The 22,736-nt window shown below is 71.0% G+C and carries 22 protein-coding genes; 16 read left to right on the forward strand and 6 right to left on the reverse strand.

Annotated elements, in window-relative coordinates:
• Nucleotides 1–28 precede the first annotated feature (28 nt).
• A complete protein-coding gene (locus BLR04_RS04625) occupies nt 29–958 on the reverse strand; it encodes a LysR family transcriptional regulator (protein ID WP_090759928.1) in 930 nt (309 codons plus the stop codon).
• 133 nt (nt 959–1,091) lie between these two features.
• Here BLR04_RS04625 and BLR04_RS04630 point away from each other — a divergent pair, with 133 nt between their 5' ends.
• From BLR04_RS04630 to BLR04_RS04655, 6 genes are all read left to right on the forward strand, one after another.
• A complete protein-coding gene (locus BLR04_RS04630) occupies nt 1,092–1,841 on the forward strand; it encodes a succinate dehydrogenase cytochrome b subunit (protein WP_090759930.1) in 750 nt (249 codons plus the stop codon).
• Nucleotides 1,838–3,760: a fumarate reductase/succinate dehydrogenase flavoprotein subunit gene (locus BLR04_RS04635; RefSeq protein ID WP_090759932.1), complete on the forward strand. Its 1,923-nt coding sequence runs from the start codon at nt 1,838–1,840 to the stop codon at nt 3,758–3,760. The genes BLR04_RS04630 and BLR04_RS04635 overlap by 4 nt, the downstream gene beginning before the upstream one ends.
• On the forward strand, nt 3,757–4,497 hold the full coding sequence (locus BLR04_RS04640; protein ID WP_090759934.1) for a succinate dehydrogenase/fumarate reductase iron-sulfur subunit: 741 nt from the start codon (nt 3,757–3,759) through the stop codon (nt 4,495–4,497). Before BLR04_RS04635 ends, BLR04_RS04640 begins: the two co-directional genes overlap by 4 nt.
• Before the next feature lie 100 nt (nt 4,498–4,597).
• On the forward strand, nt 4,598–6,067 hold the full coding sequence (locus BLR04_RS04645; RefSeq protein WP_090759935.1) for an AAA family ATPase: 1,470 nt from the start codon (nt 4,598–4,600) through the stop codon (nt 6,065–6,067).
• A 98-nt stretch (nt 6,068–6,165) separates the two neighbouring features.
• A complete protein-coding gene (locus BLR04_RS04650) occupies nt 6,166–6,696 on the forward strand; it encodes an RNA polymerase sigma factor (RefSeq protein ID WP_245740028.1) in 531 nt (176 codons plus the stop codon).
• Entirely contained in the window at nt 6,693–7,847 is a 1,155-nt protein-coding gene (locus BLR04_RS04655; RefSeq protein WP_143021956.1) for a CU044_5270 family protein, read from the forward strand. Before BLR04_RS04650 ends, BLR04_RS04655 begins: the two co-directional genes overlap by 4 nt.
• Before the next feature lie 75 nt (nt 7,848–7,922).
• On the opposite strand, the gene BLR04_RS04660 is transcribed toward BLR04_RS04655, so the two are convergent.
• A complete protein-coding gene (locus BLR04_RS04660) occupies nt 7,923–9,077 on the reverse strand; it encodes an RtcB family protein (protein ID WP_090759940.1) in 1,155 nt (384 codons plus the stop codon).
• A gap of 115 nt (nt 9,078–9,192) precedes the next feature.
• Between BLR04_RS04660 and BLR04_RS04665 the strand changes: the two genes are divergently transcribed.
• Both BLR04_RS04665 and BLR04_RS04670 read left to right on the forward strand, forming a co-directional pair.
• Entirely contained in the window at nt 9,193–9,756 is a 564-nt protein-coding gene (locus BLR04_RS04665; RefSeq protein WP_090759942.1) for a winged helix-turn-helix domain-containing protein, read from the forward strand.
• Nucleotides 9,753–10,994, forward strand: a complete 1,242-nt coding sequence (locus BLR04_RS04670; protein ID WP_090759944.1) for an MFS transporter — start codon at nt 9,753–9,755, stop codon at nt 10,992–10,994. Before BLR04_RS04665 ends, BLR04_RS04670 begins: the two co-directional genes overlap by 4 nt.
• Here the strand turns inward: BLR04_RS04670 and BLR04_RS04675 are convergent.
• A complete protein-coding gene (locus tag BLR04_RS04675) occupies nt 10,920–11,435 on the reverse strand; it encodes an ATP-binding protein (RefSeq protein ID WP_090759946.1) in 516 nt (171 codons plus the stop codon). The two genes, BLR04_RS04670 and BLR04_RS04675, sit on opposite strands and share 75 nt — an antisense overlap.
• Nucleotides 11,436–11,648: 213 nt before the next feature.
• Between BLR04_RS04675 and BLR04_RS04680 the strand changes: the two genes are divergently transcribed.
• Together BLR04_RS04680 and BLR04_RS04685 are read left to right on the forward strand one after the other, a co-directional pair.
• Nucleotides 11,649–12,464: a helix-turn-helix domain-containing protein gene (locus BLR04_RS04680; RefSeq protein ID WP_176902934.1), complete on the forward strand. Its 816-nt coding sequence runs from the start codon at nt 11,649–11,651 to the stop codon at nt 12,462–12,464.
• A complete protein-coding gene (locus BLR04_RS04685) occupies nt 12,452–12,658 on the forward strand; it encodes a DUF397 domain-containing protein (RefSeq protein ID WP_218128717.1) in 207 nt (68 codons plus the stop codon). The genes BLR04_RS04680 and BLR04_RS04685 overlap by 13 nt, the downstream gene beginning before the upstream one ends.
• Before the next feature lie 63 nt (nt 12,659–12,721).
• On the opposite strand, the gene BLR04_RS04690 is transcribed toward BLR04_RS04685, so the two are convergent.
• The gene (locus BLR04_RS04690) at nt 12,722–13,351 is read right to left on the reverse strand and encodes a phosphotransferase (protein ID WP_090759950.1); all 630 of its coding nucleotides are present in this window, start codon (nt 13,349–13,351) and stop codon (nt 12,722–12,724) included.
• A gap of 246 nt (nt 13,352–13,597) precedes the next feature.
• On the opposite strand from BLR04_RS04690, the gene BLR04_RS04695 reads away from it, so the two are divergent.
• Genes BLR04_RS04695 through BLR04_RS04705 form a run of 3 tightly spaced genes read left to right on the forward strand, consistent with a single transcriptional unit; the run spans nt 13,598 to nt 18,300 of the window.
• Nucleotides 13,598–14,779, forward strand: a complete 1,182-nt coding sequence (locus tag BLR04_RS04695) for an MFS transporter (protein ID WP_090759951.1) — start codon at nt 13,598–13,600, stop codon at nt 14,777–14,779.
• Nucleotides 14,780–14,838: 59 nt separating this feature from the next.
• On the forward strand, nt 14,839–16,527 hold the full coding sequence (locus BLR04_RS04700; RefSeq protein WP_090759953.1) for an ABC transporter transmembrane domain-containing protein: 1,689 nt from the start codon (nt 14,839–14,841) through the stop codon (nt 16,525–16,527).
• A 3-nt stretch (nt 16,528–16,530) separates the two neighbouring features.
• Complete coding sequence (locus BLR04_RS04705; protein ID WP_090759955.1) at nt 16,531–18,300, forward strand: ABC transporter ATP-binding protein; 1,770 nt, start codon at nt 16,531–16,533, stop codon at nt 18,298–18,300.
• Between the two features lie 142 nt (nt 18,301–18,442).
• Here BLR04_RS04705 and BLR04_RS04710 read toward each other — a convergent pair whose 3' ends face one another.
• A complete protein-coding gene (locus BLR04_RS04710) occupies nt 18,443–20,506 on the reverse strand; it encodes a S9 family peptidase (RefSeq protein ID WP_090759957.1) in 2,064 nt (687 codons plus the stop codon).
• A 44-nt stretch (nt 20,507–20,550) separates the two neighbouring features.
• On the opposite strand from BLR04_RS04710, the gene mshB reads away from it, so the two are divergent.
• From mshB to BLR04_RS04725, 3 genes are read left to right on the forward strand one after another with little or no spacing between them, the layout of a single operon-like run.
• Nucleotides 20,551–21,456, forward strand: coding sequence for an N-acetyl-1-D-myo-inositol-2-amino-2-deoxy-alpha-D-glucopyranoside deacetylase (mshB, locus tag BLR04_RS04715; protein WP_090759959.1), 906 nt, complete (start codon nt 20,551–20,553; stop codon nt 21,454–21,456).
• 10 nt (nt 21,457–21,466) lie between these two features.
• Nucleotides 21,467–21,883 (forward strand): DUF6113 family protein, encoded by a 417-nt coding sequence (locus BLR04_RS04720; protein WP_090759961.1) that lies wholly within the window; start codon nt 21,467–21,469, stop codon nt 21,881–21,883.
• 26 nt (nt 21,884–21,909) lie between these two features.
• Nucleotides 21,910–22,395, forward strand: coding sequence for a flavin reductase family protein (locus BLR04_RS04725; protein WP_176902935.1), 486 nt, complete (start codon nt 21,910–21,912; stop codon nt 22,393–22,395).
• Nucleotides 22,396–22,402: 7 nt separating this feature from the next.
• On the opposite strand, the gene BLR04_RS40450 is transcribed toward BLR04_RS04725, so the two are convergent.
• Nucleotides 22,403–22,552, reverse strand: a complete 150-nt coding sequence (locus BLR04_RS40450) for a hypothetical protein (RefSeq protein ID WP_176902936.1) — start codon at nt 22,550–22,552, stop codon at nt 22,403–22,405.
• Between the last annotated feature and the right edge of the window lie 184 nt (nt 22,553–22,736).

Here is a 22,736-nt window from a genome sequence, read left to right on the forward strand (position 1 = left end):
TTCGGGATGCGTGCGGAGACCTAGATGCTCATTCTGCGATGAGCTCCACCCCTTGCGGAAGCGTGCCCTCGTGGCCGGCTTCGACGACGAAGGTGAGCAACGTCTCACGGAACGCCTGCGCCGCCCTGGTCGGCTCGACGTCCTTGCGGTGGGCGAGCGCGATCGTCCGGCTCAGGCCCGGCGGTGCCAGCGGGGTGCCGGACAGGCCGGGACGTCCGTCGAGCACCATGGACGGCACCACGGCCACGCCCAGGCCCGCCTCCACGAACCGCAGCACGGCGTCCATCTCACCGCCCTGGACGGCGAAGCGGGGTTCGAAGCCCGCTTGCCGGCAGGCCGTCAGCGTGGCCTCGCGCAGGTCGTAGCCGCGCCGGAACATCACCATCTGCCGCCCGCGCAGCTCCTCGATGCGCAGGTACGGCTTCTTCATGCGCTCGTGGGAGGCGGTGACGACGACGAGGTTCTCGCGCAGGATCTCCTGGGTCGCGAGCGAGGGGTCGTCGCTCTGCAGCGGCATGATGATCAGCGACAGGTCGAGCTGCCCGCGGGCCAGCGCCCTGACCAGGTCGCGCGAGCCGCCCTCCTCCACCAGCAGCTCGATGCCCGGGTACGCCCGGTGGAAGCGGGCCAGCGCGTCGGCCAGCAGCCCCGCGCACAGCGACGGCGTGGCCCCGAGGCGTACGCGCCCGCGGCGCAGCCCGGCGAGCTGGGCCACCTCCTGCCGGGCGGTGTCGGTGTCGGCGAGGATGCGGCGGGCCAGCGGCAGCAGGGCCTCGCCGGCGGCGGTGAGCGTGACGTTGCCGCGCGCCCGCGAGAACAGCGGAGCGCCGAGATCGGCCTCCAGTGCCTTGATCTGCTTGCTCAGCGACGGCTGCGCGACCCGCATGCGCTCCGCCGCCTGGGTGAAGTGCCGGGTCTCGGCGACCGCCACGAAGTACGCGAGCTGCTGCAACTGCATGTGATATTCCTCGCACCCGCGCGATGTAAGACCGGCATAAAGCCCCGCCTACCCACATCATAGCCTCAGGCTATGCAAACGAGACCTGTGATGACTTGGACGGATCGATGCTGGATATCTAGCGTCAGAAATCGTGACTGCCACGATAGAGCGCGGTTCAGCGACCGCGTCTGTTAACTCCCCAGAGAAGTCCTCAACGAGGAAGAGGCCAGGCGGGTTCTTCAGCTCGTCGAACGGCAAGAAAGTCGTCATGGCCGTCACGGGCGCCGTGATGGTGCTCTTCCTCGTCGCCCATATGATCGGCAACCTCAAGATCTTCCTCGGGCACGACTCGTTCAACGAGTACGCCCATGCCCTGAGGACGCTGGGCGAGCCCATCCTGCCGTACCGCACCCTGCTCACGATCACGGAGATCGTGCTGGTCGCGTCGGTCGGGCTGCACATGTGGGCGGCCATCTCGCTCTCGCGCCGCGCGGCGCACGCCCGCCCGGTCAAGTACGTCGCCAAGAAGTCGCAGGCCGGCGGTTACACCACGCACATCATGCGCTGGGGCGGCGTGACGATCGTGCTGTTCGTCATCTACCACCTGCTCGACCTCACCTTCGGCGTGGTCAACCCCAAGGGCTTCGACTCCGAGCCCGCTGACCGGATGGTCGCCGGGTTCGACCCCTCGCGGTGGTGGGTGACGCTGATCTACGCCGTGGCCGTCGTCATGGTCGGTCTGCACCTGCGCCACGGCATCTGGAGCGCCTTCCAGACGCTCGGCTGGGCCAAGCGCAACCGCTACCACGTGCTGCGCGTGACCGCCGCCGCGGTCTCCGTGGTGCTGGTGCTCGGCTTCCTGGCCCCGCCCCTCGCGATCACGTTCGGAGTTGTCAAGTGAAGTACACCGAAGGGCCCGAGATCCGGGACACCAAGGCTCCCGAGGGCCCGATCGAGGACCGCTGGGACAAGCGCAAGTTCAGCGCCAGGCTGGTCAACCCGGCCAACAAGCGCAAGCTGCACGTGATCGTGGTCGGCACCGGCCTGGCCGGCGGCTCGGCCGCCGCGACGCTGGGCGAGCTGGGCTACAACGTCACCTCGTTCTGCTACCAGGACTCGCCGCGGCGCGCCCACTCCATCGCCGCCCAGGGCGGCATCAACGCCGCGAAGAACTACCGCGGTGACGGCGACAGCATCTACCGCCTCTTCTACGACACCGTGAAGGGCGGCGACTTCCGCGCCCGCGAGTCGAACGTCTACCGCCTCGCCCAGGTCTCGGTGAACATCATCGACCAGGCCGTGGCCCAGGGCGTGCCGTTCGCCCGCGAGTACGGCGGCCTGCTCGACACCCGCTCCTTCGGCGGCGCCCAGGTCTCCCGGACCTTCTACGCCCGCGGCCAGACGGGCCAGCAGCTGCTGCTGGGCGCGTACCAGGCGCTGGAGCGGCAGATCGCGGCCGGGACCGTCACCATGCACACCCGCCACGAGATGCTCGACCTGATCATCTCCGACGGCCGGGCGCGCGGCGTCATCGTGCGCGACATGGTGACCGGCGAGATCGAGCGCCACCTCGCCGACGCCGTGGTGCTCGCCACCGGCGGCTACGGCAACGTCTTCTTCCTGTCCACGAACGCCAAGGGCTGCAACACCACGGCGATCTGGCGGGCGCACGAGCGCGGGGCGTACTTCGCCAACCCCTGCTACACGCAGATCCACCCGACCTGCATCCCGGTGTCGGGCGAGTACCAGTCGAAGCTGACGCTCATGTCGGAGTCGCTGCGCAACGACGGCCGCGTGTGGGTGCCGCTGAAGAAGAACGACACCCGCGCCCCCGGCGACATCCCGGACGAGGAGCGCGACTACTACCTCGAGCGCATCTACCCGGCGTTCGGCAACCTCGTCCCGCGTGACATCGCCTCGCGCGCCGCCAAGAACGTCTGCGACGAGGGCCGCGGCGTCGGCCCCGGCGGGCTCGGCGTCTACCTCGACTTCCGCGACGCGATCAACCGCCTCGGCCGCGACGCCGTCGAGAAGAAGTACGGCAACCTCTTCGAGATGTACGAGCGCATCACCGGCGAGAACCCGTACGACGTGCCGATGCGCATCTACCCGGCCGTCCACTACACGATGGGCGGGCTGTGGGTCGACTACGACCTGCAGTCCACGATCCCCGGCCTGTTCGTCGTCGGTGAGGCCAACTTCTCCGACCACGGCGCCAACCGCCTCGGCGCGTCCGCGCTGATGCAGGGCCTGGCCGACGGCTACTTCGTGCTGCCGACGACCGTCGGCGACTACCTCGCCGACGGGCCGTTCGGCGACGTCGACGAGGAGGCCGTGGCCCAGGCCGAGATCAAGGTGCGCGACAAGATCGAGCGGCTGATGTCGGTCAACGGCACCCGTACGCCCGACTCCTTCCACCGTGAGCTCGGCAAGCTGATGTGGGACTACTGCGGCATGGAGCGCACCGAGGAGTCGCTGCGCAAGGCCCTCGAGCGCATCCCCGAGCTGCGCGAGGAGTTCTGGCAGAACGTCAAGGTGACCGGCACCGCGGAGGAGCTGAACCAGGTGCTGGAGAAGGCCGGCCGCGTCGCCGACTTCTTCGACCTGGCCGAGCTCATGTGCCTCGACGCGCTGGTCCGGACCGAGTCGTGCGGCGGCCACTTCCGCGCCGAGTCGCAGGACGCCGACGGCGAGGCCCTGCGCGACGACGAGCACTTCGCGCACGTGTCGGCCTGGGAGCACACCGCCGACGGGCCCGTCCTGCACAAGGAAACGCTCGAGTACGAGTACGTCAAGATGACCCAGCGGAGCTACAAGTGAATCTGACCCTCAAGGTCTGGCGTCAGAGCGGACCCTCGGACGCGGGCCGCATGGTGACGTACCGGGTGGAGGACGTCTCCCCGGACATGTCCTTCCTCGAGATGCTCGACGTCCTGAACGAGCGCCTCATCGTGGAGGGCGACGAGCCGATCGCCTTCGACCACGACTGCCGCGAAGGCATCTGCGGCATGTGCGGCATGGTCATCAATGGCGTGGCGCACGGCGAGCAGCGCGCGACCACGACGTGCCAGCTGCACATGCGCCACTTCGAGGACGGCGCCACGATCACCATCGAGCCGTGGCGGGCGGCGCCGTTCCCGGTCGTGAAGGACCTGGTCGTCGACCGCAGCGCGTTCGACCGGATCATCCAGGCGGGCGGTTTCGTCTCGGTGCCGGCCGGTTCGGCGCCCGACGCCCACAGCGTCCCGGTGCGCAAGGAGGACGCCGACGACGCGTTCGACGCGGCCACCTGCATCGGCTGCGGCGCCTGCGTCGCGGCCTGCCCGAACGGGTCGGCGTCCCTGTTCACCGCAGCCAAGATCACCCACCTGGGTCTGCTGCCCCAGGGACAGCCCGAGCGGCTGTCGCGGGCCAAGGCCATGGTCGACCAGATGGACGCCGAGGGCTTCGGCGGCTGCACCAACACCGGTGAGTGCACCGCGGTGTGCCCCAAGGGCATCCCGCTGGACGCCATCGCCCAGATGAACAGCGACTACCTGAAGGCCAACGCCAAGTAGCCGTCCCATCAGAACGCCCGGGCGCCCGCCGCGCCCGGGCGTTCGCATGCGTGGACGGAAATAGAGCCACAACAATTATAGGTGTGTCTATAATTGTTTGATGACAGCCAAACCTGAGCGCCTGTTCGGCCGTGACGCCGAGTGGGCGGAGCTGATCGATTTCGCCGCCTCGCCCACGCGAGGAGCCACTTTGGGGCTCGTGTACGGCCGTCGCCGCCAGGGCAAGACGCTCATGCTCGAACTGCTTGCCCAGCAGACCGGTGGCATGCTCTTCGCGGCCACCCAGCAAACGGAGTCGCAGAACCTCGCCGATCTGGGTGCAGCGTACGCCGCTTACAAGGGTCTGCGGCATCCGATCTCGTTCCGCGACTGGCGTGAGGGGCTCGACGAACTGCTCCGGCTCGGCGAGGAGCGCGCCACGCCCGTCATCATCGACGAGTTCCCCTATCTGGTGGCCGTCACCCCGGCTCTCCCTTCCTATCTGCAGCAGGCGCTCAGCCCCACTGGCTACGCGAAGGAACACACCCGCACGCGCCTGATCCTCTGCGGCAGCGCTCTCACGACGATGGCTCAACTGCTTGGGGGAGGCGCTCCGCTGCGCGGTCGGGCGGTGCTGGAACTGATCGTTCGCCCCTTCGGATTCCGGGATGCCGCTGCATTCTGGGGTTTGTCCGGCGATCCTGAGCTGGCATTCCGGGTGAACGCGCTCGTCGGTGGCACGCCCGCATACCTCGAGATGTGTGGTGGTTCCGGACCGTCGACCCTCGACGGGTTCGACCGGTGGGTCGAGCGGCGGTTGCTGAACCCGGCCTCGGCGATGTTCCGGGAGGGAGGGCTGCTGCTACGCGAGGAGCCGTCGATCGCCGACCCCACGTCGTACGCCGCAGTGCTGACGGCCATCAGCGCGGGCAACCACCGCCGTACGGAGATAGCCTCCGCCCTCGGCCGCCCGGCGACCGCATTGGGCCATCTGCTCACCGGCCTGCAACAGATCGGGCTGGTCGAACAGCTGAACGACGCCCTTCGGGAGAGGCGCGGCAGCTTCAAGATTACGGAACCGATCGTCCGGCTGCACCAGCTGATCATGCAGCGGCGGGAGCCGGAACTCGTCAGCGGCCAAGCGGCACGGGTATGGCGCTCCAACGCCGACACGGTGGCTGCGAAGATCTACGGTCCCCACTTCGAGGACCTGGCCCGCGAGTGGTGTCTTCTGCATGCCGGCGCCGACACGCTCGGCGGGACCGCGAGCGCCGTGCGCCCCAGTGAGATCCCGTGCCGTGCGCACCGCCAGGGGCACGAGATCGACGTCGTGGTGACCGAGACGACCTCGTTCGCCGCCGACCGGATCACGGCGATCGGTGAGGCCAAGGGCACGCTCGCTCCCGTGGGCGTCCCTCAGCTCCAGCGGCTGGAGCATCTGCGCGCCCTGCTTCCGGAAGCCCGGGTGGACAAGCAGCCCAAACTGCTGCTCTTCGCTCGTGCGGGGTTCACTCGCGACCTGGTGGAGGTGGCCGACGGGCGCGCCGACGTCGAGCTCGTCGACCTGGCCCGTCTGTACACCGGCGAGTGACCGGGCTGAGAAAAATTTGGGGCATCCGGTAACAACGGGGACGTTCGGCCCACTTCCTGGTGTTGGACGAACGTAATCCGAACGAAGGGGCTGGGCGGGTGACGGATGACGCGCACCGGTTCACCGGCATGTACGACGAATGCCGGCAACGCGTGTGGGCCTACGTGGTCAGTCGCGCGGGCCGGCAGGTGGCGGACGAGGTGGTGAGCGAGACGTTCGCGATCGCCTGGCGGAGGCTGGACGACGTGCCGGAACCGGCGCTCCCGTGGCTGCTCGGCGTCGCCCGCAACGTGCTGCGCGACAACATACGGGCCGAGGTGCGCAGGGAGGCGCTGGCCGCTGAGCTGCGGGCCTGGACAGAAGGCGACGTCGCCGACGAGGTCACCCAGCGCATCGGCGTGCTGCGCGCCCTGGCCGCGCTGCACGAGGACGACCGGGAGATCCTCGTCCTCGTCGCCTGGCACGGGCTGTCGCCCAAGGAGGGGGCCCGCGTCGTCGGGTGCTCCTCGGCGGCGTTCCGGGTGCGGCTGCACCGGGCACGCAAACGCCTCAAGGAGGCCATGGAGGCCGCGGAACCGGCCCTGCCTCCCATCCCCGCCGTGCGGAACCTCAGCGAGGAGTGGTCATGAACCCGATCGACGAACTCCGGGCCGCCCGGCCCGCCCACCTCGGCGACCAGCCGGTGGACGAACGTACGAGGGCAGCCGAGCTGACCCGCGCCATGGCGGCGCCCCGACAGTCCCGCCAGTCCCGGCGGACCCGCCGCGTCGTGCGGCCGGTGTGGAGCCTCGGGCTCGCCGGAGCGGCCGCCGCGACCGCGGCGGCGGTGGTCATCACGAGCAACGGCGCGCAGCCGGTGACGCCACGCACGACCCCGGCCACCTCCGCCCTGGCCACCACGCAGGCGACGGTACGGCTCTCGGCCCGCGACGTGCTGCTCGCCGCGGCAGGAAGCGCCGAGAGCCGACCGGAGGGACGCGGCGCCTACTGGCACACCACGTCGGTGTCGCGGAACCTGTACGTCGCCGAGAAGGGCGGCTACCGGATCATGGACGTGGGCCGCAGCGAGATGTGGACACCCCGCGCCACCGGCGGCGAGACGTGGTCGCGCGGCCAGTCGCTCGGCGCGCACCCCGTCACCGACGAGGACCGCGCCGCCTGGGAACAGGCCGGTTCGCCGTCCGAGATCACGGTCGCCGCGAAGATGATCGGGGGCACGAAGCGCTTCGTCGTGCCGATGGCCGAGGGCAAGGTGCGGACGGAGCACGCCCCGCTGCTGGACGGCGACAAGGTGTTCTGGCTGGGCCGCAACATCACCATGAAGGACCTGCGGCGGTTGCCGGCCGACCCGGCGCGGCTGAAGAAGTGGCTCGAGGCCGCGTACGACGGGCACGGCACCGAGAGCGCGGACGAGGAGATGTCCGCGGACGTCTGGCTGTTCAAGGTGGGCGTGGGGCTCGTCACCGACATGCCGGTGACGCCCGAGGTGCGCGGGGCGGCGTTCCGCATGCTGGCCGGCCTCGACGGGGTGCGGGTCACGGAGAACGTGACCGACTCCGAGGGGCGCCGGGGCACGGCCGTGTCCGTCACGGAGGACGTGCCCGGCCCCGCCGTCCTGGAGGACCGCCTGGTGTTCGACGTGGCCACCGGGCGCGCGCTGGCCAGGGAGAACGTCGTGGTCAAGCCGGGCGGGCTGCAGGCGGGCCTCGAACCGGGCACCGTGTGGAACTCCACCGCCCTGCTCGACGCCGGCTGGACCGACGCCAACTTCAAGGGCTGACCCCCGACGGCTCGTCCCGCCGGTGGCGGGACGAGCCTCGCTTCCGCCGTCACCCGGCAGGCGGGACCCGCGTGTTCACCCCTTGTAGTTGAAGATCTGGCGCAGGGTGTGCTGGACCTCGACGAGGTCCCGCTGGTCGGCCATGACCTGGTCGATCGGCTTGTACGCCGCCGGGTGCTCGTCGACGAGCGCGGCGGCCCGGTCGCTGTTCCAGGTGCGGCCGCCCATGGCCTCGGCCAGCGAGGTGGCCGACAGCTCCCGCTTCGCCTTCGCCCGCGACATGCGGCGGCCCGCGCCGTGGGAGCAGGAGTGGTACGACTCGGGGTTCCCGCGCCCGCGGACGATGTACGAGCGCGTGCCCATCGACCCCGGGATCACGCCCTCGTCGCCGACGTCGGCCTTGATGGCGCCCTTGCGGGTGATCCACAGGGACTTGCCGTAGTGGGTCTCCCGCTGGGTGAAGTTGTGGTGGCAGTTGATCGTACGGACGCGCCGCCCCCCACCGGCCACGTGGAACAGGGCGTTGACCAGCACCTTGTCCATCCGGGCGCGCGAGGCCATCGCGTAGCGCTGCGCCCACAGCATGTCCTCGACGTACGCGGTGAACTCGGGCGTGCTCTGCACGAGGTAGGCCAGGTCGGGGTCCTCCAGGCCGATCTCCTGCCGCTTCATCAGCTTCTTGGCGCCCACGATGTGCTTCGTGGCGAGCTGGTTGCCGATGCCGCGCGAGCCCGAGTGCAGGACCGTCCAGACGCGGTCGCGCTCGTCGAGGCAGACCTCGACGAAGTGGTTGCCTGAGCCGAGGGTGCCGAACTGCTCGGCCACCTTCCTGGTCTGCTTCGGGTCGAGGTCGGTGTGGGGGAGGCCGAGGTCGTCGAGCGCGCGGTCGATCGACGGGTCGGCGTGGCCCTTGCCGACGCCGGCGGGGATGCGGTGCTCGACCATCGGCATCAGGGCGGCGAGGGTGTCGGGCAGGTCGGCGGCGGTGAGCGTGGTCTCGGTGGCCACCATGCCGCAGCCGATGTCGACGCCCACGGCGGCGGGGATGATCGCGTTCTCGGTGGGGATCACCGAGCCGACCGTCGCGCCGATGCCGACGTGCGCGTCCGGCATGAGAGCGACGTGGCCTGCGACGAACGGCAGGCGGGCGGCGCGTGCGGCCTGCGTGATCGCGCCTTCGTCGATCTCGCTGGCCCACGACAGCAGGTTGGGTGCGGGCTGGTTCGGCATGAAGTGATCTCCTCACTGGTTCGCGATCAGTATTGGCGCGGACAGGGAGGGATTCCCACTCATTTTACGTACAGGATCTGTTGTGCAAGAGCTCTTGTGCATCTAGGGTGGGGCGATGCCTGATCGTTCGGTCCGCGAGGTGCACGACTCGAAGGTGCTCGCCGCGATGGCCCACCCCCTGCGCCGGCGCCTCCTCGACATCCTGCGGGTGGACGGGCCCGCCACCGCGTCCGTGCTGGCCGCCGCCACCGGGCAGGCCGTCGGCAACATCAGCCACCACCTGAAGGTCCTCGCCGGAACTGACCTGGTCGAGGAGGCGCCCGAGCTGGCGCGCGACCGCCGGGAACGCTGGTGGCGGCGCGCGCCGGCGGTGCTCGCCTGGTCGCCGGCCGACTTCCCCGACGACCCCGTCGCCGCGGCGGCCGAGTCGCTGGTGCTCGACCGGCAGAGCGACCTGGCCAGGCAGTGGTTCGCCCGGCGCGACACGTACCCGGAGCCGTGGCGGCGGGCGGCGTTCACCTCCGACCACTGGGCGCGCCTGTCGGTCGCCGAGCTCGCCGAGCTGGAGAAGCGCGTCCTCGCCCTGCTCACCGAGCTGAGCGACCGCGAGATCCCCGACGACGGCGAGGAGCGCGAGCTCGTCTTCCTGACCGTACGCGCGGTTCCCGGGCAGCCGTGAGCACCCGCTCGCCGTCGCGGCCCGGGCTGCTGGGGCGACGCGACTTCCGGCTGCTGTGGGCCGGCGAGACGACCAGCATGCTCGGCAGCTCCGTGGCCGCGGTGGCGATGCCGCTGGTGGCCGTCGTGACCCTGGAGGCGAGCACGTTCGCCGTAGGGCTGCTGACCGCGGCCGCCTGGCTGCCGTGGCTGGTGGCCGGGCTGCCCGCAGGCGCGTGGGTGGACCGGCTGCCCAAACGGCCCGTCATGCTGGCGTCGAACGCCGTCTCGATGGCGGTGTTCGCGAGCGTGCCGGTCGCGGCCTGGCTCGGCGCGCTCACGATGGCGCACCTGCTCGTGGTCGCCGTGGCGGGCGGCGTCGCACGGGTGTTCTTCAGCCTCGCCTACCGGGCGTACCTCCCGTACCTGGTCGAGAGCGGACGGCTGCTGGAGGCCAACACCCGGCTCCAGGGCAGCGAGTCGGCCGCGCAGATCGCGGGCCCGGGGCTGGCCGGGCTGCTCGCGCAGGCCTTCGGCGCCGTGAGCGGCGTGCTCGCCGACGCTCTCAGCTTCGGCGTCGCCGTGCTGTGCCTGCGGTCCGTACGGGTCAGGGAGCCGCGCGGCGAGGCCGTCGCCGCCTCGGAACGGCGGATGCTCGCCGAGATCCGTGCCGGTCTGCGGTTCGTGCGGGGCGACGTCTACTTGCGGACGCTCACCGTCTTCAGCGCGGTGTCCAACATCGCGCTCATGGGCTACCAGTCGATCCAGGTGGTGTTCCTCGCCCGTGATCTGGGGGCGGGCCCTGGACAGGTGGGCGTCGTGCTGGCGCTGGCCGGCGCGGGCGGGCTGTGCGGCGCGGTGGTGGCCGGGCGCGTCGCCGGACGGTTCGGGACGGCGCGCGGGTTCCTGCTGTGCGAGGCGTTCGCCGCGCCGATGCTGCTGCTCGGTCCGAGCGGCGGCCTCGCGCTTTTCGCGGTCGGGGGCTTCGGCGTCGGCGCGGGCATCGTCGCCTCGAACATCATGACCAGCACCTTCCGCCAGCAGTACTGCCCGAAGGACCTGTTCGCCCGGGTCACGGCGAGCACCTCGGCGCTGAACTACGGCGCCGTCCCGCTCGGCGGCCTGCTCGGCGGCGCGCTGGGCCAGGCGATCGGCGTGCGCGAGACGTTGTGGCTGATGGCGGTGCTACAGCTCGGCTCGATCGGGGTGCTGCTGGCGAGCCCGATCCGCCGCCTGCGCGACCTGCCCGCCGGCCTCTGACAGCGTCGCGGGGGCGAGGTCGGCCCACACGACGCGGTGGCCGTGGTCGACGAGGTGACTGCCGCAGCGTACGGACAGGGCGGCCACGATGCCGAGGCCGCGGCCCGACAGGTCGAGGGAGCTCTGCCGCAGCGGAGCGAAGCGCGGCTGCCGTCCTGGTGTGCCCGGGTCGATCACCTCCAGGCGGACGAAGCCGGGCCCGTGTCCGAGCCGCACCTCCAGCCAGTCGCGCTGCGGCCCCGCGGGCACGTGCTCGATCACGTTGCTCACCAGCTCGGAGACCACCTGCAGGACGTCGGAGCAGAGGGAGGTGTGGGTGTCGGCCAGCCAGCGCTTGATCGCCTGCCGGGCCTGCCGCGGCGCTTCCCTGCTGCGGCGCAGCGTGGTGTCTTTCCAGGGGGTAACGTCCGGCGTCTGCGTAGGTATGGTGCCAGCTGCCATGAGAATCACCGAATCATCCGATTTCCCTAGAAAGGGGCCCCGTTGTTTTTCGCTGTGCAGGCTCCTAGCATGAGTGTTCGCGGGTAGATTCGGTACGCCAATCTCATGAAGGCGATCCGACAAAGAACGACATGATCTCTGTATTGATTGTCGTATCGTTGTCACGATCCAGTAACAGGCACCAGAATCCCGCCCCGCGATCGTGGAGACGCCGTGGACAACCGGCCGGGTTACCAGCTGTCACCCAGGGCACGTTTCGCCGCCGACCTCGCCGAACAGCGCAGGTCAGCCCGGCTGACGCAGGCGGCGCTCGCGGCTCGTGTCAACTGCCACGAGTCGCTCGTCAGCCACATCGAGACGGGCCGCCGTGCGCCCACCCTGGATTTCGCGCAGGGCGCGGACAAGGCATTCGGACTTGACGGGCATTTTGTCGACCTGTTCCGACGCATATCGCAATCGCCCGCTCTTGGGTGGTTCGCCCGGTGGGTGGAAGAGATCGAGCCACAGGCCGTGATTCTCCAGTCCTGGGACCCTCTGCTCATTCCCGGACTGCTGCAGACCGCCGAATATGCTCACGCGATCTTCTCCGCCGGCGCTTCACCGGAGCTCGTGGAGGAACGCGTACAAGCTCGAATCAGACGTATCGGAATTTTCGACGGGCCGCAGGCTCCCACGTTTCTCGCGCTCATCGACGAGGGCGTGCTGCATCGGCCCATCGGCGGCGTCGATGTGCTCGCGAAGCAGCTGAGCTATTTGCTGGAGATCTCCTATCATCCGCGCATCACTGTGCAGCTGGTTCCCACCACAGCGGGCTGCGCTGCTGGCATGATGAGTGCATTCGCATTCGCGCGCCTGCGTGACGGATCCGAGGTCGTCTCGGCCGATTCGGTGCTGTCCGGGCAGGTCACAGGTGACCACGAAGCGGTGGTCGTCCTCAAGCAGAGGTACGACACCATCAGAGCGCATGCGCAGCCGAAAAGCGAGAGTCAACAGACAATAGAGAATGCGGTCAGGAAATGGATCAACTGAACCTCGGCAATGCGCAATGGCGTAAATCCAGCGCGAGCGGAGACAACGGGCAGTGCGTGGAAGTCGCCACGAATCTTCCCGGAATCGTCGCCGTCCGCGACAGCAAGGACCCGCAAGGGCCCGCACTGATTTTCACTCCGGGGGAGTGGAGGGCGTTCCTGCAGGGCGCTGATCGGGGCGAATTCACCATCTAACGCCCGTCGCTGTGCCCACGCGCCCTCCCATCGAGGCCGCGTGGGCGCAGCGCTGCCGGCACCTCAGGTGGTGTTCTCCGTCCAGGAGGTGGTGGTGTCGAGGCGTTCGCGCCAGAGTTTCTCGCCCTCGCCGCCCGGCTCCCATCGTCCGCAGAAGTCGAGCAGTTCGCGGCAGCGCGTCACCATGGCCGCGTGGCGCTCGTCCCACGGCGGGACGTCGCCGTCGTAGGCGGCGAAGAAGTGTGGCAGCAGCGGCACGTGCTCGGGGTGGTGCGCACGGACGATCCACTCGCACCAGGCGAGGTCCTCGACGGGCGGGCCGGGGTGTGCCCACTCCCAGTCGAGGATCGCGGTGGTCTCGAACGTGGCCGGGTCGAACAGCATGTTCTGCGGGCCGTAGTCGCCGTGCACGATGCCGAGCCGATGGACGCGGCCCAGCATGCGGCCGCACTCGGCGAGCACCTCGGGCGCCCGGCCGTCGTCGAGCAGGTCCTGGCCGTGGCTGCCGGCGACGAAGCGTACGGTCAGGCTGGTCGGGGTGGCCTGGTGGACGCGCGGGACCGGCAACCGGCCGCGCAGGCGGCGCAGATATCTGCTCTCCGTGGCCAGCCGGAACGCCGCCTCAGGACCCTGGTAGCACTTCACGACCAGGGCGCCGTCGCCGACCGTGCTGTTCGTGTACCCGTGCCTCACAAGGCTCGATTCTGACGCACCCGCACCCGTCCCGGGCGGTCCCGGCACGCCTCCGATACACGATGTAAGGACGAACCCCCCGCCCCGGCGAAGCACAGCACCCCGCCCCGGGCGGCTGACCGGCGACAGAACGAGCACCACGACCACCGACCGGCCCGTGCACCCTGTAAAGAGCACGCGCACCCCCGCCTGTGTGGCCGCACCCCCGGACGATCACAGATCGTAACTATCTGTTACACAGGGTGCATGCGTGACATCCGTAGAGGGCAGGGACTGAACCTCGGGTTGGCGACAGGTGCGTTCGCCGTGACGTTCTGGGCCTGGAATCTCATCGGGCCGCTGGCGGGCGGCTACACCGGGCGGCACGACCTGTCGCCGACGCAGACCTCGCTGCTGGTCGCGATCCCCGTGCTGGTCGGCTCGCTGGGACGGATCCCGGTGGGCGTGCTGACCGACCGGCTCGGCGGGCGGCGCATGTTCGCGCTCATCTGCTTCGCCTCCATCGTGCCCGTGCTGTTCGTCGGCTGGTCCGACTCGTACGGATGGCTGCTGTTCTGGGGGTTCGTGCTGGGGATCCCCGGCACCTCGTTCGCGGTCGGCGTCCCGTTCGTGAACGCCTGGTACGAGCCAGAGCGCCGGGGCTTCGCGACCGGCGTCTTCGGCGCGGGCATGGGCGGGACGGCGCTGTCGGCGTTCCTCACCCCGCGCGTCGTCGAGGCGTTCGGGCGGCCCGCCGCGCACCTGCTCATGGCGGCGCTGCTCGCGGCCGTGGGCGTGGTCATGCTGCTCGCGAGCCGCGACTCCCCGCGATGGACGCGCGCGACAGCCCCGGCGCTGCCCCGGATGCGCGAGGCCCTGACGATCAGGGCGACCTGGCAGAGCGCGTTCCTGTACGCGGTCGCCTTCGGGGGTTTCGTGGCGTTCTCCACCTACCTGCCGACACTGCTGCAGACCGTCTACCACTTCACGCAGACCGACGCCGGGCTGCGCACGGCGGGGTTCTCCGTCGCGGCGGTCCTGTCCCGACCGGCGGGCGGGGCGCTGTCGGACCGGATCGGGCCGGTCCGGGTGCTGCGGATCTCCTTCGCCGGCACGGCGCTGCTGGCGCTGGTGCTCGCCTTCCACCCGCCGGCCGAGGTGCCCGCCGGGGCGAGCTACGTCGCCATGGCGTTCTTCCTCGGCCTCGGCGCGGGCGGCGTGTTCGCGCTGGTGGCCCGCCTGGTGGAGCCGTCCAGGGTCGGGACGGTGACCGGGCTGGTCGGCGCGGCCGGCGGGCTCGGCGGTTACTTCCCGCCCCTGGTGATGGGTGCGGTCTTCGCCGCGACCGGCGCCTACACGCTCGGCTACCTCCTGCTGGCCGCCACCGCCGCGGCCGCGCTGGCGTACGCGCTGCGCGCCTTCAGGTCCGTCGAACGGGCCGCTACATGACCATGACCGGCGAAAATGGTTTGCCGGGAGACCCTCCGCCTTGCCAAGGTGGTCGCGCTATGCGCTCCCTTCCTGAGGCCGATCCCGGCCTGCCCGATCTCCGCGGCCCCCTCCGTTTCCTGTGGTGGAACGCTCGACGGCAGGGCGGTCCGCTGCTGGTCGGCATCGGTTACGCCATCCTGTGGTGGCTCGTCCAGGCGCTGATGCCGGCCGCGCTCGGGCAGGGCATCGAGGCCGTCACCGCCAAGGACACGGGGGCGTTGCTGCTGTGGTCGGCCGTCCTGCTCGGGCTCGGGCTCGTCCAGGCGCTGGCCGGCATCATGCGGCACCGGATGGCCGTCTACAACTGGCTGGCCGCCGCCTACCGCACCGTCCAGCTCACCACCCGCCAGTCCGCCCGGCTCGGCGCGACGCTGCCGAAACGGCTGTCGACCGGCGAGGTGGTCAGCGTCGGCAACTCCGACATCGCCCACATCGGCAGCTCGATGGACATCCTGCTGCGCGGCACCGGCGCGGTCGTCGCCATCGTGACCGTCACCGTGATCCTCATCTCGACGTCGCTGCCGCTCGGGCTGCTCGTGCTGTTCGGCGTGCCGCTCATGGCCGTCGCCGTCGGGCCGCTGCTGCGCCCGCTGCACCGGCGCCAGCGCCACCAGCGCGAGCTGACCGGAGAGCTGTCCACCCGCGCGGCCGACATCGTGGCCGGGCTGCGGGTGCTCCGCGGCATCGGCGGCGAACAGGTCTTCTCCGAGCGTTACCGCGACGAGTCGCAGCGCGTCCGGCACGCCGGCGTACGCGTCGCCACGATCGAGTCGGTGCTCGAAGGCGCGCAGATCGTGCTGCCGGGGCTGCTCATCGCGGTCGTCACCGGCGTCGGCGCGTCGTTCGCGGTCGCGGGGCAGATCCCGACCGGCCAGCTCGTCGCGTTCTACCTGTACGCGGTCTTCCTCATCGGCCCCATGCGCACCCTCACCGAGGCGGCCGACAAGCTGACCAAGGGCCACGTCGCGGCCGGGCGCGTCATCCGCATCCTGTCCATCGACCCCGAGATGGCCGGCGGGTCAGGGCAGAGCAAGGGCGGCGTGCTGCGCGACCCCGCCAGCGGCGTCACCGTGCGGCCAGGCACCCTCACCGCCGTCGCGTCCGGCGTGCCCGACGAGGCCATCGCCATCGCCGACCGGCTCGGCCGCTACGCCGACGGCGACGTCACCTTCGGCGACGCCGAGCTGAGCACGCTGCCGCTCGCCGAGGTCCGCTCCCGCATCCTGGTCGCCGACAACGGCGCCCGGCTGTTCAACGGCCGGCTCCGCGACGAGCTCGACATCCGCGGCGAGGCCACCGACGACGAGATCTGGCAGGCACTCGACACGGCCTGCGCCACCGACATCGTCGAGGCACTGCCCGACGGGCTCGACGCCGAGGTGTCGGAGGCCGGCCGCGAGTTCTCCGGCGGGCAGCAGCAGCGCCTGCGCCTGGCCAGGGCGCTGCTGGCCGACCCCGAGGTGCTGATCCTGGTCGAGCCCACCAGCGCCGTCGACGCCCACAGCGAGGCGCGCATCGCCGAGCGCCTCGCCAAGGCGCGGGCCGGCCGCACCACCCTCGTCTGCACGACCAGCCCGCTCGTGCTCGACCACACCGACCACGTGATCCACGTCCACGACGGCCGGGTGCGGGCCGAGGGCCCCCACCGGAGGCTGCTGGACAGCTCGCCCGACTACGCCGCGACCGTGACGCGCGGGGAGGACTGATCCATGGCCCGCGACATCCTGCCGGTCGCCGACCGTCAACAGGTCCGCGCCTACGCGCGGCGGCTGACGCTCAAGTACCCGCGCCAGCTCTCCGTCGCCCTCGCGCTGCACGGCCTGGCCGCCGTGGCCGGGCTCGTCGTGCCGGCGCTGCTCGGCTCGCTGGTGGAGGACGTCCAGCACGGCGCCGAGGTCAACGTGGTCTGGGTCGCCGTCGGCATCGCGGCGTTCCTGCTGCTGCAGGGCGTCCTCGTCCGGTACGCGGTGCTGGCGTCGTCCCGGCTGGGCGAGCGGGTGCTCGCCGAGCTGCGCGAGGAGTTCGTCGACCGGGTGCTCGCGCTGCCGCTGTCCACCGTCGAACGCGCCGGCTCGGGCGACCTGATCACCCGCACCTCCCGCGACGTCGACTCCCTGTCGCGCACGGTGCGCCACGCCGTGCCGGAGACGCTCATCGCGCTGGTCACGTTCGTGATCACAATCGGCGCGCTGCTGCTGGTCAGCCCGCTGCTCATGCTGCCCATGCTGCTCGCGGGGCCGGTCATCGCGATCTCCACCCGGTGGTACCTCCGCCGGGCGCGCGACGGCTACCTGCGCGAGAACGCCGCGTACGCCGACCTCACCGAGGGCCTGGCCGAGACCGTCGAGGGCGCTCGCGCCGTGGAGGCGCTCGGCCTGCAGCAGCGCCGCCGCGACCGCGCCGACCGCGACATCGCCCGCTCGTTCGCCGCCGAACGCTACACGCTCGGGCTGCGCACCGTCTGGTACCCGGCCGTGGAGCTCGGTTACGTCATCCCCGTGGTGGCGGCGCTGCTGGTGGGCGGCCTGTTCTACACCTCGGGCTGGGTGACGCTCGCCCAGGTCACCACCGCCACCCTGTACGCCCAGCAGCTCATCGACCCGCTCGACCGGTTCCTCATGTGGATCGACGAGCTGCAGGTCGGCGCTGCGTCCATGGCACGGCTGCTGGGCGTCGCCAACGTGGGCGACGACCGGCAGGCCGGCGACGCGCGGCCGGCCGGCGAGCTGCTGGAGGCGTCCGAGGTCCGGTACGCCTACCGCGAGGGCCGCGACGTGCTGCACGGCGTCTCGCTGACCGTCCGGCCCGGCGAGCGGCTGGCCATGGTCGGGCCGTCGGGTGCGGGCAAATCCACCCTCGGACGGCTCCTCGCGGGCATCCACGGGCCGCGCAGCGGGTCGGTGAAGGTGGGCGGGGTGCCGCTGGTCGAGCTGCCGCTCGACGACCTGAGAGGGCACGTCGCGCTGGTCACCCAGGAGCACCACCTGTTCAAGGGCTCCCTGCGTGACAACCTGCTGATCGCCCGTCCTGGCGCCTCCGACGCCGACGTGCGCAAGGCCCTCGGCGCGGTCGACGCGCTCGACTGGGTGCTGGCGCTGACCGACGGTCTCGACACGGCGGTCGGCTCCGGCGGTCTCACGGTCTCACCCGCCCAGGCGCAGCAGCTCGCCCTCGCCCGCCTGGTGCTGGCCGACCCGCACACGCTGGTGCTCGACGAGGCCACCTCCCTCATCGACCCGCGCGCCGCCCGCAACCTCGAACGGTCGCTGGCCGCCGTCCTGGAGGGCCGTACGGTGATCGCCATCGCGCACCGGCTGCACACCGCCCACGACGCCGACCGGGTGGCCGTGGTGGAGGGCGGCCGCATCAGCGAGCTGGGGTCGCACGACGAGCTCGTGGCGGCGGGCGGCTCGTACGCGGCCCTGTGGAGCAGCTGGCACGGCGGCGCCGAGCCCGACCCCGACCACCGGCCCGCCTGACCCGCACCGCGCCGAGCCCGGCCCCGGCCGCCTGCCCGGCTGACCCGCACCGCGCCGGCCCCCGGCTCCGGCCGCCTGCCCGGCTGATCACGTGAGCGCGGCGGGCCCGGTCGGCCGGGCCCGGCGCGTCAGCGGAGGGGCCTCAGCCCAGCGCCTTCTTCAGGAACTCGACCTGGAGCAGCAGCAGGTTCTCCGCCACGACCTCCTGCGGCGTCATGTGCGTCACGCCTGACAGCGGCAGCACGCTGTGCGGACGGCCCGCCGAGAGCAGCGCCGACGACAGGCGCAGCGTGTGGGCGGCCACGACGTTGTCGTCGGCCAGACCGTGGACGAGCAGCAGCGGACGCTCCAGCTTGTCGGCGTCCGCGAACAGCGACGACTTGTCGTACACGTCGGGCTGCTCGTCGGGGTGGCCGAGGTAGCGCTCGGTGTAACCCGTGTCGTACAGCCGCCAGTCGGTCACCGGCGCACCGGCCACCGCCGCGTGGAACACGTCGGGACGCCGCAGCACCGCGAGCGCCGCCAGGAACCCGCCGAACGACCAGCCGCGGATGGCGACCCGGGACAGGTCGAGGTCGTCGGGGTACTGCTCGGCCACGCCCTGCAGGGCGTCGATCTGGTCCTCCAGCGCCGGGGTCGCGAGGTCGTTGAGCACCGCCCGCTCCCACGCCGTCCCCCGGCCGGGGGTGCCACGCCCGTCGGCCACGACGACCGCGAAGCCCTGCTCGGCGAACCACTGGCTCTCGAGGAACGCACCCCGCCGGTTCAGCACCCGCTGCCCGTGCGGCCCGCCGTACGGGTCCATGAGGACGGGCAGCTTGCCGGAGCCCGACTCGTACCAGGACGGCAGCACCACGGCGGTGGCGAGCTCGCGCTTGCCCGCACGGCCGATCGAGACCCGCAGGTCGAGGCCGGGACGCTCGGCGTACGACGGGATCGGCACGGCCATGCCGTCACGGCGCACGACCGTGGTGGAGACGCCCTCGTCGTCGAGGCTCTGCTCGGTCAGCACGCCGACCCCGCCCGCCATGCGCCCGGAGAACACCCCGGAACGGGTCGAGACGGGCAGGAGCGAGTGGCCGTCCCACGTCCACAGCTGGATCTCGGTCGGGTCGCCGCTCGCGCTGAACAGCACGCTGTCGTGGTCGACGTCGAGCACCGCCCGAACCTGCAGCGTCGGCGGCGTGACCGCGCGGTCGCCGACGAACAGCCGGTGGCCGCCCTCGCCGTTGGCGACCCACACCAGCGAGCCGTCGTCGAGGTGGGCGGGGACGCCCGTGATGATGTCGACCCAGGCGGGGTCGGTGTCCTCGCGCACGAGCGTGGAGGCGCCGGTCGCGGGGTCGACCGTGAACAGCCGCATGGTCCGCTGGTCGCGGGTCAGCGTCACGATGGACAGCGCGTGGGAGTCCCAGGCCGCCGTCACGAGGTACTCCTCGTCGTACGGCACCGCCACCCGCGAGCCGTCGAGGCCCAGCACGAACAGCTCGGTGGCGGCGTTGGGCGTGCCCGCGGCCGGGTAGCGCTGGGCCACCGGCGGGCGGCCGGGGTTGGCCGGGTCGGCGATGTGCCACTCCTGCACGGGGGCCTCGTCGCTCCGCTCGACCAGCAGCGCGTCGCCCGAAGGCGACCACCAGTGGCCGCGCATCCGATCCAGCTCCTCGGCCGCGATGAACTCCGCCAGACCGTACGTCACCGTCCCGGACTCGGGCTCGGCGAGCGCGCGGTCGTCGCCCGTCACCAGGTCCTGGACGCGCAGGGCGCCGCCGGTGACGTAGGAGACATGGCGTCCGTCGGGGGACAGGCGCGGGTCGATGACCGCGCCGGGGGTGTCGAGGCGGCGCGTCGCGCCGCTCGCCAGGTCGGTCACGTGCAGGGCGCCGGACAGCGCGAAGCTCGCCGTGGTCACCGCGGTGTCGGTGGTGTACGCGACCACACCGCCGGCCGCCTCGCGGCTGCGCTCACGACGGGCCCGCTCCTCGGGAGGAAGGTTCTCCTCGTCGGACTGCAGCGTGCGCGGATCGACCACCAGGCGTTCGACGTGGGTCTCGGTGTCGAGCTCCCACAGGCAGGTCACCGGGTCGGTGCCCGACTTCGTACGGAGGAATACCACCCGGCCGCCGTCGGGGGAGATGGTGAAGCCCCGAGGCACCCCGAGGGTGAACCTGCGGGTCCGGGCAGACAGACGCGGGAAGCTCTCACTCATGGGCTCAATCCTGCCAGGACCACACCATTGTTACGCTCGGGGCTATGACTGATCGCCGCCTGCTGTTCGTGCACGCCCACCCCGACGACGAGACGATCGGCACCGGCGCGACCATGGCCAAGTACGCCGCAGAGGGCAGCCACGTCACGCTTGTGACCTGCACGCTCGGCGAGGAGGGCGAGATCATCCCCGCCGACCTCGCCCACCTGGCCGCCGACCGCGACGACGCGCTCGGCGCGTACCGCATCGGCGAGCTGGCCGCCGCCTGCCAGGCGCTCGGCGTGGAGGACCACCGCTTCCTCGGCGGCCCGGGGCGCTGGCGCGACTCCGGCATGATGGGCGCCGCCTCCAACGACCACCCGAAGGCCTTCTGGGGGGCCGACCTCGACGAGGCGGCGGGCGAGCTGGTCAAGGTCATCCGCGAGGTGCGCCCGCAGGTGCTCGTCACGTACGACGACAACGGCTTCTACGGTCACCCCGACCACATCCAGGCCCACCGGGTCGCGCGCCGGGCGTACGAGCTGGCCGCCAAGCCCGGGTTCGGCGAGGGCGAGCCCTGGCAGGTCGCGAAGTTCTACCACACGGCCCTGCCCCGGTCCGTCATGCGGCGCGGGGTGGAGGGGCTGCGCGAGGCGGGTCTCGGGTTCACCATCGAGGACGTCGACGACATCCCGTACGGCTGCACCGACGAAGCCGTCACCACCGAGATCGACGCCCGGCCGTGGGCCGGCAACAAGATCGAGGCCATGCGGGCGCACGCCACCCAGATCACGGTGCGCGGCACCTGGTTCGCGCTGTCCAACAACATCGGCCAGGAGGTGCTCGGCGTCGAGCACTACATCCTGGCCATGGGCGTGGCCGGACCGCCGGTGCCGGGGCCGCCCGTCGAGGCCGGGGGCGTCGGCGAGCCGTACAACCGCGAGAACGACCTGTTCGCGGGCATCCACTAACCTCTCGGGCATGGAGCATCGCAGCCAGGCCGAGTCGGCCCTCGGAGGGGCGGCGTACGGCATGCTGTTCGTGCTGGGTATCGTCATGGGGGTCGTGGGCGGGTTCACCCACCCGTCGTTGCAGTTCGGGCCGTTCCCTGCTGCGGCCGTCCTGTGGGTGCTGGCGCTGTTCGGGGTGTGCCTGGGCGCGGGCAAGCTGATGCGGGCCCGGCTCGGGGCGCTGGTGACGGCGGTGGGGTGGCTGCTGGTCACGATGCCGTTCACGCTGGAGCTGCGGGTGGGCGACCTGGTGATCGCGCGAGGCGCCGCCGGTTACGTCTACCTGTACGGCGGTCTGGCCGCGCTGGTGATCGCGTACGTGATGTCGCCCTCGGCGGGAAGTGGATCGTGGTTGCTGCGGGGGTACACACCGAAGAACCCGACTTAAGGCCATAAAGTGGCAAGGTGCGATTCATGGATCGGCCCATCGACTCAGGGACCTACCGCAAGGTCGTCGGCCGGTTCGCCACCGGGGTCGCGATCGTCACCACGCGGGTTGCCGACGTCGACCACGCCATGACGGTCAACTCCTTCACCTCGGTCTCCCTCGACCCGCTGCTCGTGCTGTTCTGCGCCGAGAAGGTGTCCCGCTTCCACGACGCGGTGCTGGAGGCGGGGGCGTGGGGAGTGTCGGTGCTGCCGGCCTCGATGGAGGAGGCGTCGCGCTTCTTCTCCCACCGGGGGCGTCCGCTGAACGGTCAGCTCGCCAAGTGGGCCCACCATCGCGGGGACTCGCAGGTGGCGCTGTTCGACGAGGCCCTCGCCACGGTGGAGTGCGTGACGAAGGCCGTGTACGACGGCGGCGACCACTCCATCGTCGTGGGCCAGGTCACCGCCCTCGCCACCCCCGGCGACGGCCCGCCCCTCCTCTATCACGACGGCCGCTACAACACCTTCTGAGCCGAACTCACTCAGGAAGTCTCACCAGGAATACGGCGATCGCGATTCCCAGGAGCACCGAGAGAATGCGCATGGTCCGCGAACGGACCGGCAGGGCGCAGGAGATGATCGTAGGTACATAGGCAACCTGCAGGATGAAGCGGACGATGAACAGCATGTCCCTGTCCACGGCATCCGGTCCGTCGCCCCACCATTCGTGAATCGGGATCAGCTTGCTGTAGGCAGTGGACAGCAAGGCCGCCGCGAAGGGCCTGTCCAGTAGACGGTGTAACTCAGCGTGACTTGTTTTAGCGGGTGGTGGGGGTCAGGCGGCCTTCGAAGGTGACGGCGAAGGCGTTCAA

Source organism: Nonomuraea maritima (assembly GCF_900100395.1).
Taxonomy (GTDB): Bacteria; Actinomycetota; Actinomycetes; order Streptosporangiales; family Streptosporangiaceae; genus Nonomuraea; species Nonomuraea maritima.

Bases quoted from the DNA above. Each gene is read 5' to 3' on its own strand.
- BLR04_RS04705 (WP_090759955.1), top strand. From the start codon at position 16,531: ATGGCCCGCGACATCCTGCCGGTCGCCGACCGTCAACAGGTCCGCGCC.
- BLR04_RS04720 (WP_090759961.1), top strand. From the start codon at position 21,467: ATGGAGCATCGCAGCCAGGCCGAGTCGGCCCTCGGAGGGGCGGCGTAC.
- BLR04_RS40450 (WP_176902936.1), bottom strand. From the start codon at position 22,552: ATGCTGTTCATCGTCCGCTTCATCCTGCAGGTTGCCTATGTACCTACG.
- BLR04_RS04710 (WP_090759957.1), bottom strand. From the start codon at position 20,506: ATGAGTGAGAGCTTCCCGCGTCTGTCTGCCCGGACCCGCAGGTTCACC.
- BLR04_RS04665 (WP_090759942.1), top strand. From the start codon at position 9,193: ATGCCTGATCGTTCGGTCCGCGAGGTGCACGACTCGAAGGTGCTCGCC.
- BLR04_RS04625 (WP_090759928.1), bottom strand. From the start codon at position 958: ATGCAGTTGCAGCAGCTCGCGTACTTCGTGGCGGTCGCCGAGACCCGG.
- BLR04_RS04655 (WP_143021956.1), top strand. From the start codon at position 6,693: ATGAACCCGATCGACGAACTCCGGGCCGCCCGGCCCGCCCACCTCGGC.
- BLR04_RS04695 (WP_090759951.1), top strand. From the start codon at position 13,598: ATGCGTGACATCCGTAGAGGGCAGGGACTGAACCTCGGGTTGGCGACA.
- BLR04_RS04660 (WP_090759940.1), bottom strand. From the start codon at position 9,077: ATGCCGAACCAGCCCGCACCCAACCTGCTGTCGTGGGCCAGCGAGATC.
- BLR04_RS04725 (WP_176902935.1), top strand. From the start codon at position 21,910: ATGGATCGGCCCATCGACTCAGGGACCTACCGCAAGGTCGTCGGCCGG.
- BLR04_RS04700 (WP_090759953.1), top strand. From the start codon at position 14,839: ATGCGCTCCCTTCCTGAGGCCGATCCCGGCCTGCCCGATCTCCGCGGC.
- mshB (WP_090759959.1), top strand. From the start codon at position 20,551: ATGACTGATCGCCGCCTGCTGTTCGTGCACGCCCACCCCGACGACGAG.
- BLR04_RS04675 (WP_090759946.1), bottom strand. From the start codon at position 11,435: ATGGCAGCTGGCACCATACCTACGCAGACGCCGGACGTTACCCCCTGG.
- BLR04_RS04685 (WP_218128717.1), top strand. From the start codon at position 12,452: ATGGATCAACTGAACCTCGGCAATGCGCAATGGCGTAAATCCAGCGCG.
- BLR04_RS04645 (WP_090759935.1), top strand. From the start codon at position 4,598: ATGACAGCCAAACCTGAGCGCCTGTTCGGCCGTGACGCCGAGTGGGCG.